The following is a 16,186-nucleotide window of genomic DNA, read 5'->3' on the forward strand; positions in this document are numbered from 1 at the left end:
TGTTTTTACAGAGCGGATCTTCCGCGGAAACTTCTGGCGAGGGTCAGACGGTCCGCGTATTCCAGGTCGCCGCCTACGGGAAGTCCCGATGCAAGCCGGGTCACCGTGACAGTCATTGGTTTTAAAATTTTCTGGATATACAGGGCCGTGGTATCACCTTCGACGGTAGGATTTGTAGCAAGTATGACTTCCTGTACTTCTCCTTCCTGAATTCTTGCTATCAATTCTGCGAGGCGCAGCTGATCGGGGCCGAATCCTTCCAGCGGAGCTATAACTCCTCCAAGAACATGAAATACTCCATTATACTCACGCACCGCTTCAATAGTTTGAACATCCTGGGGCTGCTCGACAACACAGATAAGATGCCTGTCTCTTGATGGATCAGAGCAGATAGGGCATAGCTCATCCTCAGTATAGGCCCCGCAGCAGGAGCAATGCCGGATGCGGTCATGCAGGACAGATAAATCATGGGCCAGCCGCTCACATAATGAACGGTCGCTTTTCAGGAGAAAATGAGCGATCCTTGCCGCGCTTTTTTTTCCGATTCCCGGAATCCGGGAAAAGCTTTCAATTATATCATCAAGCGCGTTCATAAAGAGGACATTCCCTGCAATCCGGCGGCATAGGGTCCGAGTTTTTCCTTTATCAGGGACCGCATTTTTTCAATCGCGTCCGCATGGGCCGCCACGATCAGATCCTGCAGCATGGTTATGTCCCGGGGATCAACAGTGATGGGGTCAAGCTCAACGTTTATAAGTTCAAACTGCCCGTTGAGAGTGGCCTTAACAATTCCTCCTCCCGCCGAACCGGTAGTTGTCAGAAGGGACAATTCTTCCTGAATTTTTCCGAACTGAGCCTGAATCTCTTTTGCGTTTTTAAGTATATCGAAGGGGTTAATATCCATATTTTCTTCCTTTATTCGAGGCGAGGGGTTAATCAGCCTGCGGCTGGTTCTGTAAGGTATGATTTAACGGCCGCTTCCGCGACCTGCGAATACCCCGCTGCTTTGCAGCTCTTTTTATAATAACCTATAAAAACCTTAGTTTTTGCAGGTTCCATGGTATTAAGCCCGAGACCAATTCCTCGGGAGAGAAAAATACTCCTCTGCCCTGCGGCGGGGTATTTTATTGTGGAATTACCGATCCGCGGAACATTTGCCGGACCATTTCAACATGAAGAGGAATTTCTCCCTGTGGGTTTTCCTCTTTTTCCGCCGGTTTTTCCGTATCAAGTTTTATTTCCAGAGTAATCTGGTTTTTGAGAAGCCTGGACAGCTCCTGTACTATTTCCCTGCGCTCATTTTCGAGCTGGTTAAGAACAAAGGGTGTGTCAACTGAAAATGACAGGGTCCCGCCCTCCCGGCGCCAGTTAAAAGACTGCGTCAGTCCTGCCGCCACTACATTTTTTGTTTCCTGAAAAAAGGATACTATTTTTTCCTGCAAATCTTCAAGAGACTCCGGGGCAGGTTCGTCATCCGCGGCGGGGGAAATTTCTCCTGAATCATGCGGTGCCGGATATTCTTCTTCTGTTTTTTCACTGGAAACAGGCTCTTTTTGGGTTCCCGCGGCAAACCGCTGTTTCAGTTCGGCAAAGGGATCTCCGGCTGAGGGAGCTTCGTTTTCTTCTTTTTCCGGAGTCACGCCGCTGCTTTGCTCTTCCATATGAATAGATGTATCGCGGATCATTCCCTGATTCCCCTCAGAGGATTCAGTGTTTCCGGCGGAATGATCCGCGTCAGCAAAAGGGTGCGTATCTCCTGTTCCGCCCGCGTCATTTTCAAGAAGTTTTCTTGCCTGTATAATTGCCGACTTCATTTCCGCTGAAGAAACATAATCGGATATCCAGGAAAGCCGGGAAACAGCCAGTTCAAGTTCATAGCGGGAGTCAAGCGAATAGCGGATATCGCGGAAAAGCTGCAGCATGATAGCAAGCGCCCGTTCAATCTGTACCGGCGTCCAGCTCTGAAGGACCCGCGCGGAAAACCGCTGCACATTCTGCCCCAGCAGGGATTCTTTTGTAATGCCGCTTTTTACCAGCAGCAGGTTGCGGAAATATTCCGCAGTATCTATTGTAAACTGTTCCACGGAAACACCGGTCCCGAGGATTTCATCAAGCTGGGCCAGGGCCTTTTCGGGATCTTTGTCAGCGCAGGCCTCAATGAGCGGATTGATGCGGTCAATGCCTGTTAATCCCAGTTTGTCACGGATTTTTTCATAGGTTATGCTGCCGTCAGAAAAGGCCGCGACCTGATCGAACAGGGTATAGGAATCCCTGACGCTGCCGTTTCCCTGCCGCGCAATCCAGTAAAGGGCTTCGTCTTCGGCCTGTATGCCTGTTTCTTCCGCTGTTTCAGCCAGGACTTTCTTTAAAAGCTCTACCGGGACCAGCCGGAAGTTAAACTGCTGACAGCGGCTTTTTATGGTAGCCGGTACCTTATGGATTTCCGTTGTCGCAAAAATAAAAACAACATAGGGAGGAGGTTCTTCAATTGTTTTTAGAAGAGCATTAAACGCGCTTGTAGACAGCATATGGACTTCGTCAATTATATATACCTTATAGCGCAGTGAATTTGGAGGAAACTGTACTTCATCCTTTATCTGCCGTACATCATTAACGCTTGTATTTGAGGCTCCGTCAATTTCAATTACATCAAGACTTGCTCCGCGGGTTATTTCCGTACAGGCTGTACAGTGCCCGCAGGGTGTTTGTGTGGGCCCCTGTTCGCAATTCAGCGCCTTTGCCAGAATACGCGCCGCGCTTGTTTTTCCGCAGCCGCGCGGCCCGGAAAACAGGTAGGCATGGGCTATTTTCCCTGAGGAAACGGATTTTTGAAGGGTTGCCACAACAAAATCCTGCCCCACCATGTCTTCAAACCTCTGTGGACGCCTCCGCGTCGCTGTTACTTCATATTCCATATATAAGAGAATATCATAAAAACCCTGAACATTGAAGTGCCGTAACTCTGTTCAGTACGGAAGAATATACCTGCCCGGCTGCTGAATCCGTGGTTTACGGAACAGTCCTGATATTCAGGAAACAGTATTCTGCGGCTCTCCCCGTATGAATGCGGCCAGATTTTCCACGGCAATATCCATGAGCCGCTGCCGCGTTTCAAGCGGCGCCCAGGCTATATGCGGGGTAATGAGGCAGTTTGGCGCATTGAGGAGGGGATTATCGCTTCGCATGGGTTCGGCTGAAAGGACATCGCAGCCATATCCCGCGAGTTTTTTGCTGTCCAGCGCTTTCCGGACCGCCGCCTCATCAACCAGAGGACCACGGGCCGTATTAATCAGAATCGCGGCCGGTTTCATTTTGGCAAGGGCACTGTCGTTTATTATATAACGGGTTTCTTCAGTCAGGGGAGCGTGCAGGGTAAGAACATCTGAACGGGCAAAAAGCGCCTCGAGTGAAACGCTTTCCACAGGAAGTTCTGATCCGGTTATTTTTTTCGGATCACGCGTATGGCATATTGCGTTCATTCCGAATGCCGCGGCGATCCGGGCGACTGATCTGCCTATATTTCCGAACCCGAAAATACCAAATGTTTTTCCCTGGAGTTCCATGAGCGGGTATTTCCAGTAACAGAAATCAGGACAGCGGACCCAGTCACCGTTATGCACGGAATCGCTGTGCTTCTGGACACTGTTTGTAAATTCCAGTATCAGGGAAAATACATGCTGTGACACGGCGGCTGTACTGTAATCGGGAACATTTGTGACAGTTACCCCGTGCCGTGCCGCCGCCGCAGTATCCACAACATTATAACCGGTAGCCAGGACACCCACATATTTTACTGAAGGACACCTTTCCAGAAGTTCTTCAGTTATTTTGATCTTGTTAATTATTACTGCTTCGGCGGAACCTATCCGTTCGGCAGCCTCTTCCTGCGCAGTCCGGGGATATACTTCTATTTCTCCGAAGCGCCTGAATCCGTCCCAGCTTATATCGCCCGGGCTCAGCGCATTTCCATCCAGAATTACGATCTTCATACAGATACGGTACCCTGAAATTCTTTCCGAATCAAGAGAAAGAACGGGGAACGGCCTTATACGTTTTCCTGCTGTTTTGTTTTTTCAAGGGAAACGCTTATTTTTTCAGCTGCGAGCTGTACATCCTGGACCGTCCTGGTTACTTCGCCGGAAATCTGGCGAAGCTTTTCAATTTCTTCATAAATTGTTTCGCTCTGCTGGTGTATTGAACCCGTTCCGCTGCGTACCTGTTCCGTCATTTCTTTTATCCGCTCCAGAGAGGTAAGTATTCTGCTGCCGCCCACGGCCTGCTCTTCCACGGCGCTGCTTACCACAGAGAAGGATGAATTCACGGTATTTATTTCGTTGAAGATTGTCGCCATTGTTTCTACGGTCTGCCCGGAAAGCGTTCCTATCTGGCTGATAACGTCTTCCATTTCCGTTATTTCTTTTGATATGGAAGCCGATTCATTTCCTGAAAGTTCCGCAAGTTTGCGGATTTCTTCCGCGACAACCGCAAAACCTTTCCCGGAGCTTCCCGCTCGGGCCGCTTCAATGGCCGCGTTCATGGACAGAATATTTGTCCGTGACGCAATGTCCGCTATGGTTGCGTTCGCGTTCTGCAGGGCAGCCGACTGGTTTTCAATCTCATTGAGCGCTTCGGCAAGCCGTTCCAGCATTCTCTGTCCGTCTTCTGATGAGGCTGTAAGAGTCGCTGTTGTTTTTCCCGTTTCGACAACAACCGAACGCATTGAATTGATATTCGCTACTATTTCTTCTATTGCGGCCGAGGATTCGCCGATGTCTTCGGCCTGGGCCACAACAGCATTATTGAGTGAATTAATGTTATTGACTATTTCTTCCACGGATCCCGCCGTCATCCTTACGGATTTCAGCTGGTCTTCCGTTTTTGCTTTCACCGACCCCATGCTGGTGACTATGGTTTCCAGCGAATGCGATGACTGTTCTATGGTATTGTTGAGGTTTTCACTGGTCCTGGTCATCTTTGAAAGATTGAGATTGAGCTTTTCGAAGGCCCCGCTGAGGCTGTCCCGGATTTTAATAAGCGCATGCTGAAGTTTACCGATTTCATCCGTTCTGGACGCTGTTATGCGCACGGAAAAATCCTCATCAGCCAGAGCTTCGGCCGCGCGTTCAACTTCCCGTATGGGTTTTGTTATTCTTTTTGTAATCCAGGTGATAATGCCAATGGCGGCAAGCGCAAAAATGCCGCTTATTACCAGTATATATGTCAGGACTGAATTCCTGGTCTTCATGACAACAGCCGCTTCCCTGACTCCGATTACATACCAGGGCTCTGATGTGCCGTCCATCGCAACCGGCTGATAACTGATATACAGCGTTTTTCCGTTATCGTTCAGTTTCACCGAATTAGAATGCCCCTGCATCATATCTGCTATGGCTTTTCTGTAATCTTCCGATATCCCAAAAGGCTGTTCCTCCGTACGCGGATTTCCGAGACCATCGAGAACAGCGGTCCCATCGCTATTTTTTAAAGTAACAGTCCTTGTCATTTTTTTGTAATTGTACAATTCTTCAAGATATTTTGTTTCGGGATGGGCGACGACAATTCCTTCCCCGTCAAGGATAAAGGCCCATGATCCCTCATTGCATACTTCCAGAAGCATGTCCTGTATGGAACCAAGCGCAATATCTCCGGCCATTATCCCGGTCATTTCATCTCCATCCATCATGGGATAAAAAACGGCGGTACAGGGCATGCTGGTGGTAACTGAATAATAGGACTGGGAAACAAACGGCTTCCGGAGCTTCTCCATTTTTATAAACCACCATCTGTTTTTTCTGTCCCCTACGGCTCCTGAGGACCGGGCCGTCTGCATCCCGTCCATTCCCTGAGCATAAATCAGCTCAAAATAGGGATTGCGTTCTTCGGCCGCCGCAAAAATAGGGGTTTGGATTGCGCCGTTCAGTGACAGGACATCGCTGTTATTAGCCAGTTCCTCGATAACATGATAGGCCGTGTTAATAAATCCATACAGATCCTTCCCGACAAAGGAGGTATACTGGCTGTTTTCTTTCAGCAGCTGTTCTTCATAACTGCCGGTATACACAAAGGTGAATCCGACGAGGATTGCGGCAATCATTAAAACAAGGATTAATCCTACCGGCAGCAGAATCTGGACAAATAGCGATGCGTTACGTTTTTGTTTCTTTTCCATAGGGGTGACGTCCTTTTTGTCATAATCTGCCCTGTCCGTTCAGGACAGGGCAAAAAACGCGGCAGAATTTCTCTGCGCGTTTTTTGAACTTACCCCTATGCCTATAAAATAAGCATTCCGGCTCCTGATTTCAAGAAAATTCCAAAAAAAAATCCGGCTCCGGCAGATATTTTATGAAAGAGACTTTCCCTTGTACGCTATTCCGTCTATCTGGACTTCCAGTCCGTCCGGACCGCCGGCATGGGCGAAATTGGTTTCTATTGTTTTCCGCGCCGGATAACCGTTTTTGAACCGGTTTTTTATAACTTTTTCCAGGACCGGTATATTCCATGCGTCCCTGAAAAGAACATCAATTTTGACAACATCATCCAGGGTTAATCCTGTTTGTTTCAGCCGTCCTTCCATATCATCAAACGCGCCGTTGATTTGTTCTTCGACAGATTTTCCCACATTGCCTACGCAGAAACTCAGAAAAACAAAGTCTCCGGCTTCTACATATCCCGACCAGGCAAATTCTTCATTGATGTCTCCCCTGATTAGTTTTCCCATAATATAAAATCCTCCTGTTCATCCGCCGCTGGCAGAGCGGCTGTCTGCGGAAACTGTAACATTCCGGACAGTATGTGTAAAGCTTTTGCGGGGAAGGGCCGTTAACAGGTGATTGCCGTCCTGTATTGCCACGGTTTTTTTGCATGGGTATTTTTTTTACACATGAATATGTGTAAAAAAGCCGGCGAGTCCGGCTGCACGGAGTAATATTCCGGAAATTCTTACACATTATAATGTGTAAGAATTGGATTGAAAAGTTTTTACACATTGTGATGTGTGAAAAATAGAAAGGGTTGTCCTGTTTTTCAGCTGAAATTATTTTCCGGATTTTATGGTTAACGCCAGAAGAACACTGTTTTTTTGGCGTTAAGAATGGTAGAGAGGCATAGAGGGGAATAGCTCCGGCGTGAAAGCATATTGCACCCGCGAGAATCCGGAGGCATGTTTGATGGTTCAGTTTTCTTACACATGACTATGTGTAGAAAACATAACTTTTACACAATGATATGTGTAAAAAAACACGCCTGTTCTATCGGCTGTAAAACAGGCGTGTTTCGGTATTTACTGCAGGGTACAGGAATCCTGGTTTTTACAGTTTTTCAAGACTGATCTTTCCCTGCTCCGATTTGAGAAAATATTTTTCAGCAATCTGTATGAACCAAGCCCCGCGAACAACAGGCCTACCAGCATATCGAGATATACCTGGGCCGCGTTTTCTCCCGTAATAAAACCGAATATGATATATATGATATCGGTTAATCCGGGGCGCCAGCCTTCGGATCTCGCGTAGCTTACAATTTCAAGTCCGATGCCGAAGAGTTCGGCAAAAAAAACCGCGATAAGAACACACACCGCAATAATGACTGCGGAAAGTTTGGTTGTTTTCCCTCCGAGTGTTCTGTATCCGTAGAAGGCCGCATATGCAATGGCGACTCCCCCTATTGAAGCGTAAAACCCAATAGCCCCGATAACTATCCAGACAATGGAACCTACGAGGGCTCCTGCCAGGGCTCCGATTCCACCGAGAATATAGGATTTGAGTGAGCCGGCTTTAGTTTCTTCTTTCAATGAATTTATATTGCCCGCGCAGGACGGGCAGACCGGAATTATTTTTTCATTCAGTTTGTAAAAACCGTCCGGTTCATTCTGTCCGCACAGAGCGCATTCCGGTTTTACCCCGTATTCCCTGTATACTGAAAGAATCGCATTGAGCGTTTCAATAAAGGTTCCGTACGGCATTCCGGCCGTATTGATATATGTCTGCAGCATAGTATCTTCCATCTCGGCGTTATAAACGCTTTCGATTTGCAGCAAATCCGATTTCATTTTTTCCTCTGAAACCGATTTGTCGATAAGCATTGATACAATTATTTCACTGGATCCGGGTTCATCGGCATTCTCGAGGGAAAACCAGTACCCGTTATAGCGTCCGCGGTATATATTATTAACAGCCTTAAATCCAAGCTGGATTCCTGCTTCCTCCAAAAGAGTCATTTACTTTCCTCCTGTGATACTTGATATATAAGTAAGCCATGTTCAGCTATCCGTTTCTTTCCATAGCAGTATATGTTTTATTCTGTCTGTATCGGTAAAATATTCCGGGATTTTGCTGTTTTCAGATAGGAATAGTATTCAGTGTTTTCAATAAAAATGCAATACAGTTTATACCCGCTTATCCTGGCCGCCGAATATTTCAAGTATTTCATGAACGGTTTGCATGAAAACGATTTGTCCTGTTCTATTACTTTCCGCGATAAAGCTCCTCAGACTGCTGCTTTCAATGTTTTCGAAATCTCCCGCTATGCCGAGATATATCCGGTAAGTACTGGCCTTCTGGAGAATTTCGCCGGCCAGTCCTGTTTTCAGATCAAAAAAACTTCCGTCAATATTTTCCTTTTTCAGAATAAATTTTTTTGACGGGACGTCTGATAAAAGATCAAGAAAGTCTTCCGTTTTTTTTATGATTACTTTTTCCGTCTGTATTTCCGCAATGCGGTTGTTGTTTTTTTCGTGGACCAGTATTTCCATTTTTTTTCTCCCGTATAAAACAGGGTAATACACTTTATGGTCCCGTGTATACTGATGACTTGTCCGGTAAAACGCCGTGGCGTTTTTTATATGGAGTGTTCAGATTCCTGTTTTTGACAGCGGTCCGCGTCCCGGCAGACCGTCCTGCGTCAGGCAATACCTGTTTGCCCCAGCTTTTCTCCGGTTATCTCTTTTGCTTTCTGTAATGCGCCTGAGATGCTTTCGCTCGCGTGGCGCACTCCGATAACACTTGTATTTACTTCTTCGGAGTTGGATTTGAGCTTTTCAAGTTCCTCGAAAATAGAACTGCTGCCTCTCTGGATTTCACCCGATCCCGAGCGGACTTCTTCGGTCATTTCATGAATGGTTTTCAGGGCCGCCAGTATCTGTTTCCCGCCGGCCGCCTGTTCTTCAATGGCGTTATACACTGTGGAAAAAGAGGTTTCCATGGTATTTATTTCGCTGAACATTACGTCCATTGTTTTTGTTGTATCCGAGGAGGCCGTGGTAATGCGTCCGATGACTTCTTCCATTTTCTTTATTTCAACGGAAATGGAATTTGATTCACCCGCCGACAATTCGGCCAGCTTCCGTATTTCTTCGGCCACAACGGCAAAACCCTTTCCCGCGTCACCGGCATGAGCGGCCTCAATCGCGGCGTTCATGGCCAGAATATTTGTCTGGCCCGCTATATTCGCAATGGTAGTGTTCGCGTCCATCAATGCGTTTGACTGGTCCGAGACTTCCCTCAATTCTTCCATAAGATCGACCATCTTTTTCTGGCCATCTTCGGAAGAATTCCCAAGCCGGTTGGTTACTTTGTTGACTTCACTGACGATCGATCTGATTGAACCTATATTCGCGACCATTTCTTCGATTGCCGATGATGATTCGCTGATATTTACCGCCTGGGTCTGGACCGCCTTGTTCAGCGAATCGATATTCCTGATTATTTCTCCGATTGAATCAGAGGTCTGCTGTACCGACTGTAACTGGAGCGCCGACTGCTTTTGCACGGAATCCATATTGAGCATTATGACGCCCAGGTCATCCGAAGATTCGCTTATTACGGCGTCGAGGGTCTGGCTGACGCCTGTCAGGCTGTCGAGGTTGCCGTTAAGATCGCTGATGGCCCTGCGGAAATGGTCCCTTATTTTTATCAGGGCGTGCTGCAGCTCTCCGATTTCGTCCTTTTTGAAATGGGTAATTTCCATGTCAAAATTCATTTCAGCCAGCTGTCCCGCCAGATTGACCACTTCCTTAATAGGGTTCAGCAGGAAGGAAGAAACCTGGAGCGCGAGAATAATCGCAAGAATAATGGCGACTCCGAGGGAAATTGTCAGGGCGACCCAGGCGTTTCTCTGAAGCCCCGCGATAAATGAAACTTCATAATCCAGGGCCAGCGCTCCGGTAACTCTCCCGTTTTTGATAATCGGGAGATAGGCCGACATAAAAGTCCCCCAGTCATCCGTATAGGGTTTATCGACAATCTGTATTTCTCTGGTTGAATAGGCGTTCTTGAGTTCGTCCGGAGCTTCGTCATCGGGATAAAAAGCAAGGAACAGGTCTTCAAAACCGTCTTCCTCCAGGAATTCCGTATCAAAAACAAAGCGGTAACCGCCGGGAATTTTTTCAAGAAGATAGATAAAGGCAAAATCAAATGATTCCGCAATATCATTTATTTCTTCCAGAAATTCCCAGAATTCGGGAGAATCGTTTTCCCCTCCCTGAACAAAAAAATCAATATCCGCGATAACCGGATACCGTTTTTCAATCATTATTGCAGCGCGGTGAAGTGTATCCTGCAGACTGCGCGTAATATAGTTTGTATATTGGATATACATAGTTACCCCGACTCCGGAAGAAACTATTACGCCCAATCCGATAAACAGAAGCAAAAATCTTGCCTTTAAACTTTTCACAGCACGCCCCCTAAGCATTGTGATAAATACAAATACTTCGTAACTGCATAACAGAAATCTTTCACCGGACCGCCGGCTTATTCAGTCTCCGCAACTTCCGATTATTTATACTAGCAGTAAAATAATATCTTTGTCCAAAGAATTTTAATAGAATTTACATTTTACATTCATTTATATAGTATAAATACGGAACTTTTTTCCGCTTTTTTTCCGGTATACTGAAAATATACTAATCAGGACAGAAAATATGAAATATAGTCAAATAATTTAAATTATTTGACTATTTCCGATTGCAACTGTTTCTGATATAAAAAATTAGTTAATTCTTTATATCAGAAACGTATATTAAAGGTGTATATATCTTACGCAATATTAATGAATCCGCGGAAATCATGGAAAAAGCCGCCGCAATATTAACCGAAACATTCAAGGGGCTGGGCAAGGATGCCTGGCCGACAAGAGAGGCCGCTCTGGACGAAGTCAGGGAATGCGTGGAGGAACCGAACATCTGTATCGGTATTTTTGCTGACGGAGAACTGGCCGGCTGGGGCGGCCTGCGGCCGATGTACGATAAAACCTGGGAACTGCACCCGCTCGTTATCGCCGGGAGTTTTCAGGGAAGAGGTCTTGGACGTCTGCTGCTGTCCGGACTTGAAACCCGCGCGGTGGAAAAAGGCATAACCGGGATTGTCCTTGGAACCGACGATGAAACAGGCTCCACCAGCCTTTCTCAGCGCGCTATAACCGGGGAAAATATTTTTGAGGAAATCATACATATCCGGAATTTAAAAAACCACCCCTTTGAATTTTACAGGAAATGCGGGTACATCATTACCGGAATCGTCCCTGACGCAAACGGCGAGGGCAGGCCTGATATCTGGATGTGGAAAAAACTAAGGCGTCCCGAAACCCCCTGACATGGAAACTTCCCGGTATCGGCGGCAATATCCTCTATAAAAATAATAATGAAAATTTCCTGCGCCCTTTGTTCTAATGCGGGCCGCCTGTATGGCCAGGAAATATTTTCACACCTGACCGGTATTGTTCCGCCGGAAAAATATCCGGAAATAATTGACGGTGATACTGTTTGATGGCTACCTTATTATATATAACTTCACAGGGAGTATTAGTCCGCTGACATGAAAGATACGGTAAACAGTAAGGTAATGAAAACACTGCCGCAGGAAGAGCGTGAAAAACTGCTCGGAGTTCTGAAGGTCCGTTTTGAGGTCAACATGATCCGGCATAAAAATCTTGAATGGGACGCGATCCGGACACGGCTCGAAGCCGACCCCGGAAAACTGTGGTCGCTCAGCGAAATGGAAAGGAGCGGCGGGGAACCGGATGTCGTCGGGTATGATGGAAAAACCGGAGAATATATTTTTTATGACTGTTCAGCGGAAAGTCCTGCGGGCCGGAGAAATGTCTGTTATGACCGCGAAGGCCAGGAGTCAAGGAAAAATTCCAGACCGGAACATAATGCTATTGATATGGCTGCCGGCATGGGAATTGAACTTTTAACTGAAGAACAATACAGGACTTTGCAGACGCTTGGCAGTTTCGATACAAAAACTTCAAGCTGGCTGAAAACTCCTCAGGATATCAGAAAACTGGGCGGCGCCATTTTTGCCGAAAAGCGATATGATACTGTCTTTGTGTTTCACAACAGCGCGCCTTCCTATTATGGGGCCAGAGCTTTCCGCGGTTCGCTGCGACTCTGATTCCTTCATATCCGGAAATATAGCCAGTCCTCCTGATAAAAGCAGCTTACTCGTCCGGCATTTCAGTTTCCCGGATAAGCCTGTTGATATACCCGCAATTTCTTATGCAGTCATGCGATACGATACGCAATCGTATCGCGTATCGTATCAGCTATCGTGTTTTCATGATTGTATATCTCCGCTGTCTGTTCTCTGAACCGCAGCTGCACAGCTGATACGATAGTCAATCGTATTCATGATCGTATCGTAAAGACTTTTCCTGTATCCCGTTATTTTTTCCATAACTTACAAATGAAGGGTCCTGTAAATTTTACATTGAAAATTCTTGCTTCGGCAGTCAGCGTGACGTATTATATATACTATGAAAATAACTGCGATAATAGATGACGCGCTTGTAAATGATGTTAAGCGTTTTTCAAACAGTAAAACAACTACGGAAGCCATAACACTCGCCCTGCAGGAATGGCTTGATATGTATCACCTCAAAGAACTGAACCGGGAGATTTCAAAAAAACCGTTTGCCCCGGGTCCGGCAAGAAAGCCGAAAGAAACGGGCCGGCCAAAATGATAATTCTTGATACCCCGGTATGGATGGAATTTTTTACGGGAAATCCGCTGTATTTTTCTTCAGTTTCAGGACTTATGGAACGGAAGGAAATCCTTGCTCTTGAATGCATTTTCGGCGAACTGCTGAAGGAAAGTTCCGGGCCGCGGGAACGGGATATAATTACGGGATACTGGGAACATCTCCCCAGGGCCGACAGTACCGGACTTTTTATCGAGGCCGGTATGTATTTGGAAAAGAAACCCGGAGCGGACCTGATTAACACGCTCGTTCTAATGCACGCAAAAAAATATGCGGTCCCGGTGTGGACGACCGATGTGAATTTGCTGAAGCTGCTCCCCGAAGAACTCAGGTACAGGGACGCTCCGGCAAAAAAGGCGGCCCGCTGATTTATAGTCAAATAATTAAATTATTTGACTATTTCCGATTGTACGTGTTTCTGATATAAAAAAATAACTAATTCTTTATATCAGAAACTTAAATTAAAGGTGTATATATTTGCGGATGATAATTGATCCCCGCTTTTTTTGCCTGGGAATGCTGGAGCGCCCGTTTGATGGTATATAATTTTCCGTCCTTAATAAAACGCGCGCCTGTCTGCTTGAACCGGAACGCGACACCATGCTCCATACACTGCCTCCTGAGGTCGAGAAACCAGTCATAGTTGCAGGCCCGCGCGTTTTCACCTGATTCGCCTCCCGCAATTACTTCTTCAATAGAACTGTCAAGGAAAGGACCGAGGTCAATAGGTTCCAGAAGGGGCTCGCAGACAATGCTTTTATGGCGTATGGGTGCCGCTTTGAAAATGGGCAGCCGGTAGCCGGTGCGGTCCTGGTTTTCGACTGTGCAGCATATGTGAACATTCGGGTAACCGTCGCCCCAGTCGGGGGGAATGCAGCCGGCAAAGCGGTCAATCCTTTTGGTAATGAACAGAAATTGTGAGTCCGAACGGATACGCATCATTTCCCATGCTTCGGCCCGCCATTCATCCGCTTCCGCAAGAAGAAAGTCCGAAGTAAAGCAGGAAAAAAACAGTTCTCCTGCAGGCACGGTATATTCGCCGTTTCTTTTTTCTTTACCGGCAGATTAAAGGCCGCGTTCTTTTTTACCATGGAGGCGTCGCCTCCGTATTTTGAATCGGTCCGGTATACGTAACAGTTTGCGCATCCCGGACTTATTCGAGGCGAGGGTTTAATACCCGTCGTTCTGCGACATTTTTTTATTAAAACATATAAAAACGTTAGGTTTTGTAGGTTCCATTGGTATTAAACCCGAGTCCAATTCCACGGGAGAGAAAAATCCCCTGCAGCTCTGCGGCGGGGGATTTTATTTTTCTGCATCCGTGCCAGGGGTTCCAGTTTACTGCCATTATGTTCTATGCCGGGCTTTAGTCCCGTTTTTGTGTGAGCGCATAGGCAAAGCCGTTTTCGGGAATGTCGGTAAAACCGCCTGAAACTATTTCCTCATCCTTCAGATACCTGTTGTAATCCTTCAGCGGAAGAACAGCGTCGTTTCTGTTGAGAATAACCGTGAGCTGTTCCGTACCGTTGTATACCCGCATGCCGAACAGGCCCGGTATGGCATCATCATAAATCCACTGGCGCATTCCCCTGTTGCATAGTTCGATATGGCTTTTTCGCAGGCCGATAATTCCTGTGATAAATTCATACTGCCCGGGAACCTGGTGTTCCTCTTCCCATGGCATGCATCTCCGGCAGTCGGGGTCCTCTCCTCCTGTCATTCCGAATTCACTTCCATAATAAAAGCAGGGGCTTCCGGGAAGCAGGGCAAAAACAAGCCAGGCCTGCCTGGCCTTTGCGAGGCTTCCGCCTACAAGCGAGATAAGGCGCGCCGTATCATGGGATTCCATCAAATTGAAACCCGCCCTGATAACGGGAAGGGGATATGATAATTCAAGAGATGTCATCCGGTCCGCCAGAGTGTGTCCGTCCGGGACTTCCGGACTCTGTGTCAGGAATTTATAAATTGCCTGCCCGAAATGATAATTCATCACCGCGTCATACTGATCGCCATGAAGCCAGTCCATTGAGTAATGCCAGATTTCGCCCACAATGTAGGCGTCCGGTTTCGCGGCTTTAACCGTTTTGCGGAAAGCCCGCCAGAATTCGTGGTCAATCTCATTGGCCACGTCGAGGCGCCAGCCATCTATGTCGAATTCGGTTATATAATGCTTTGCAATGCCGAGAAGAAAGTCCCGGACTTCGGGGTTCGCGGTGTTGAGTTTCGGCATCCAGGTGGTAAAGGCAAAAGTGTGGACTCTTGCGTCATGGGCATCTCCGGTGTCCTTTCCCTTTTGAAAAGGGGAAAGCCGTCAATAACGAACCAGTCCTTATACGCCGATTTTTCCCCATTTTTGGCTACATCAAGCCATGGCGCAAAGTCATTTCCTGAATGATTGAATACAGCGTCAAGAATAATTCTGATTCCGCGTTTGTGGCATTCCCGGACCAGCGTTCTGAGATCTTCTTCGGTCCCGAAGGCGGGATCAATTTTCATATAATCTCTGGTGTTGTATTTATGGACCGAGGTTGAATCAAAGATAGGCGTAAGATAAATACCATTAAAACCGGCGCGGGCAATATGATCGAGTTTTGCCGTAATGCCGGGTAAATCACCCCCGTAAAATTCCCGGTTGCTTACTTCTTTATACCCGTCTTTCCATTCTTTTATATTTTCCGGATTCAGTTCGGGGTTCCCGTTATAATATCTTTCCGGAAATATCTGATACCATACCGTCCCGCCTACCCAGTCAGGAGCGCGGTATACTTCGCTTTTGTGGAGATAGGGAAATATGAAAGTATTCCACACATTTTCCCTGTTTACCGTATCGACAATTCCCTTTTCCCCGTATTCCCAGGTTTTTCCTCCCTTATGGAGGATAAACCAGTATTTCAGGCGCTTGTAGGGAAGGGTAATAAAAATTTCCCAGTAATCATGAACTCCGTCGCTTCCCGCCCTGGTCATGGGCTGGACTTCGCTTTTCCACCGGTACATTCTGTGGTTGAGATATTCAGCCTCAAAGGGATCGGCGCTGACAATTTCAACAAGATCAATATCGTCCGCGGCGGTTTGCAGGCGGATATGAAGCGTGTTCTCATCATAGGCGTAACACCAATTTTCCCCACAGCTGTGATAAATTCCGGCTTTGTTCATAAGACAGTCTCCTCTTTGCGGCCAGTTTGATTGTTGACTACAGAAACAATTATTACCA

Annotated in this window: 16 protein-coding genes; 4 read left to right on the forward strand and 12 right to left on the reverse strand. The window is 46.8% G+C overall.

Annotated elements, in window-relative coordinates; all coding sequences use genetic code 11:
* Nucleotides 1-5: 5 nt before the first annotated feature.
* From recR to K7I13_RS10835, 9 genes are all read right to left on the reverse strand, one after another.
* Complete coding sequence (gene recR / locus K7I13_RS10795; protein WP_255945512.1) at nt 6-593, reverse strand: recombination mediator RecR; 588 nt, start codon at nt 591-593, stop codon at nt 6-8.
* Nucleotides 590-904, reverse strand: coding sequence for a YbaB/EbfC family nucleoid-associated protein (locus K7I13_RS10800; protein WP_255945514.1), 315 nt, complete (start codon nt 902-904; stop codon nt 590-592). Before K7I13_RS10800 ends, recR begins: the two co-directional genes overlap by 4 nt.
* A 220-nt stretch (nt 905-1,124) precedes the next feature.
* Nucleotides 1,125-2,915, reverse strand: a complete 1,791-nt coding sequence (dnaX, locus tag K7I13_RS10805) for a DNA polymerase III subunit gamma/tau (RefSeq protein WP_255945516.1) — start codon at nt 2,913-2,915, stop codon at nt 1,125-1,127.
* Between the two features lie 114 nt (nt 2,916-3,029).
* Nucleotides 3,030-3,989, reverse strand: coding sequence for a D-2-hydroxyacid dehydrogenase (locus K7I13_RS10810; RefSeq protein WP_255945517.1), 960 nt, complete (start codon nt 3,987-3,989; stop codon nt 3,030-3,032).
* Nucleotides 3,990-4,045: 56 nt separating this feature from the next.
* The gene (locus tag K7I13_RS10815) at nt 4,046-6,169 is read right to left on the reverse strand and encodes a methyl-accepting chemotaxis protein (RefSeq protein WP_255945519.1); all 2,124 of its coding nucleotides are present in this window, start codon (nt 6,167-6,169) and stop codon (nt 4,046-4,048) included.
* 171 nt (nt 6,170-6,340) lie between these two features.
* Nucleotides 6,341-6,718, reverse strand: coding sequence for a RidA family protein (locus K7I13_RS10820; protein WP_255945521.1), 378 nt, complete (start codon nt 6,716-6,718; stop codon nt 6,341-6,343).
* 561 nt (nt 6,719-7,279) lie between these two features.
* Complete coding sequence (locus K7I13_RS10825; protein WP_255945523.1) at nt 7,280-8,212, reverse strand: hypothetical protein; 933 nt, start codon at nt 8,210-8,212, stop codon at nt 7,280-7,282.
* Between the two features lie 168 nt (nt 8,213-8,380).
* A complete protein-coding gene (locus tag K7I13_RS10830) occupies nt 8,381-8,746 on the reverse strand; it encodes a DUF4180 domain-containing protein (protein WP_255945525.1) in 366 nt (121 codons plus the stop codon).
* 149 nt (nt 8,747-8,895) lie between these two features.
* On the reverse strand, nt 8,896-10,668 hold the full coding sequence (locus tag K7I13_RS10835) for a methyl-accepting chemotaxis protein (protein WP_255945527.1): 1,773 nt from the start codon (nt 10,666-10,668) through the stop codon (nt 8,896-8,898).
* Nucleotides 10,669-11,060: 392 nt separating this feature from the next.
* Here K7I13_RS10835 and K7I13_RS10840 point away from each other — a divergent pair, with 392 nt between their 5' ends.
* The 4 genes from K7I13_RS10840 to K7I13_RS10855 all read left to right on the forward strand — a co-directional run bounded on the left by K7I13_RS10840 (nt 11,061) and on the right by K7I13_RS10855 (nt 13,343).
* A complete protein-coding gene (locus K7I13_RS10840) occupies nt 11,061-11,585 on the forward strand; it encodes a GNAT family N-acetyltransferase (RefSeq protein ID WP_439647434.1) in 525 nt (174 codons plus the stop codon).
* 222 nt (nt 11,586-11,807) lie between these two features.
* On the forward strand, nt 11,808-12,389 hold the full coding sequence (locus K7I13_RS10845) for a DUF4256 domain-containing protein (protein ID WP_255945529.1): 582 nt from the start codon (nt 11,808-11,810) through the stop codon (nt 12,387-12,389).
* A gap of 361 nt (nt 12,390-12,750) precedes the next feature.
* On the forward strand, nt 12,751-12,957 hold the full coding sequence (locus K7I13_RS10850) for a type II toxin-antitoxin system VapB family antitoxin (protein WP_255945531.1): 207 nt from the start codon (nt 12,751-12,753) through the stop codon (nt 12,955-12,957).
* Nucleotides 12,954-13,343: a PIN domain-containing protein gene (locus K7I13_RS10855; RefSeq protein WP_255945533.1), complete on the forward strand. Its 390-nt coding sequence runs from the start codon at nt 12,954-12,956 to the stop codon at nt 13,341-13,343. The genes K7I13_RS10850 and K7I13_RS10855 overlap by 4 nt, the downstream gene beginning before the upstream one ends.
* A gap of 88 nt (nt 13,344-13,431) precedes the next feature.
* Here the strand turns inward: K7I13_RS10855 and K7I13_RS10860 are convergent, their stop codons facing one another.
* The 3 genes from K7I13_RS10860 to K7I13_RS10870 all read right to left on the reverse strand — a co-directional run bounded on the left by K7I13_RS10860 (nt 13,432) and on the right by K7I13_RS10870 (nt 16,128).
* Nucleotides 13,432-14,004 carry a DUF5131 family protein gene (locus tag K7I13_RS10860; protein WP_255945535.1) on the reverse strand — a complete coding sequence of 191 codons (573 nt, stop codon included), beginning with the start codon at nt 14,002-14,004 and terminating at the stop codon, nt 13,432-13,434.
* A 337-nt stretch (nt 14,005-14,341) separates the two neighbouring features.
* Entirely contained in the window at nt 14,342-15,205 is an 864-nt protein-coding gene (locus K7I13_RS10865) for an alpha-amylase family glycosyl hydrolase (protein WP_255945537.1), read from the reverse strand.
* Nucleotides 15,136-16,128, reverse strand: a complete 993-nt coding sequence (locus K7I13_RS10870) for an alpha amylase N-terminal ig-like domain-containing protein (protein ID WP_255945539.1) — start codon at nt 16,126-16,128, stop codon at nt 15,136-15,138. Before K7I13_RS10870 ends, K7I13_RS10865 begins: the two co-directional genes overlap by 70 nt.
* Nucleotides 16,129-16,186 lie beyond the last annotated feature (58 nt).

This window comes from Brucepastera parasyntrophica, from assembly GCF_022376835.1.
Classification (GTDB): domain Bacteria; phylum Spirochaetota; class Spirochaetia; order Treponematales; family Treponemataceae; genus Brucepastera; species Brucepastera parasyntrophica.

Coding starts and splice junctions, on each gene's coding strand:
- recR (WP_255945512.1), bottom strand. CDS start 593: ATGAACGCGCTTGATGATATAATTGAAAGCTTTTCCCGGATTCCGGGA.
- K7I13_RS10815 (WP_255945519.1), bottom strand. CDS start 6,169: ATGGAAAAGAAACAAAAACGTAACGCATCGCTATTTGTCCAGATTCTG.
- K7I13_RS10820 (WP_255945521.1), bottom strand. CDS start 6,718: ATGGGAAAACTAATCAGGGGAGACATCAATGAAGAATTTGCCTGGTCG.
- K7I13_RS10850 (WP_255945531.1), top strand. CDS start 12,751: ATGAAAATAACTGCGATAATAGATGACGCGCTTGTAAATGATGTTAAG.
- K7I13_RS10830 (WP_255945525.1), bottom strand. CDS start 8,746: ATGGAAATACTGGTCCACGAAAAAAACAACAACCGCATTGCGGAAATA.
- dnaX (WP_255945516.1), bottom strand. CDS start 2,915: ATGGAATATGAAGTAACAGCGACGCGGAGGCGTCCACAGAGGTTTGAA.
- K7I13_RS10845 (WP_255945529.1), top strand. CDS start 11,808: ATGAAAGATACGGTAAACAGTAAGGTAATGAAAACACTGCCGCAGGAA.
- K7I13_RS10870 (WP_255945539.1), bottom strand. CDS start 16,128: ATGAACAAAGCCGGAATTTATCACAGCTGTGGGGAAAATTGGTGTTAC.
- K7I13_RS10825 (WP_255945523.1), bottom strand. CDS start 8,212: ATGACTCTTTTGGAGGAAGCAGGAATCCAGCTTGGATTTAAGGCTGTT.
- K7I13_RS10840 (WP_439647434.1), top strand. CDS start 11,061: ATGGAAAAAGCCGCCGCAATATTAACCGAAACATTCAAGGGGCTGGGC.
- K7I13_RS10855 (WP_255945533.1), top strand. CDS start 12,954: ATGATAATTCTTGATACCCCGGTATGGATGGAATTTTTTACGGGAAAT.
- K7I13_RS10810 (WP_255945517.1), bottom strand. CDS start 3,989: ATGAAGATCGTAATTCTGGATGGAAATGCGCTGAGCCCGGGCGATATA.
- K7I13_RS10800 (WP_255945514.1), bottom strand. CDS start 904: ATGGATATTAACCCCTTCGATATACTTAAAAACGCAAAAGAGATTCAG.
- K7I13_RS10865 (WP_255945537.1), bottom strand. CDS start 15,205: ATGCCGAAACTCAACACCGCGAACCCCGAAGTCCGGGACTTTCTTCTC.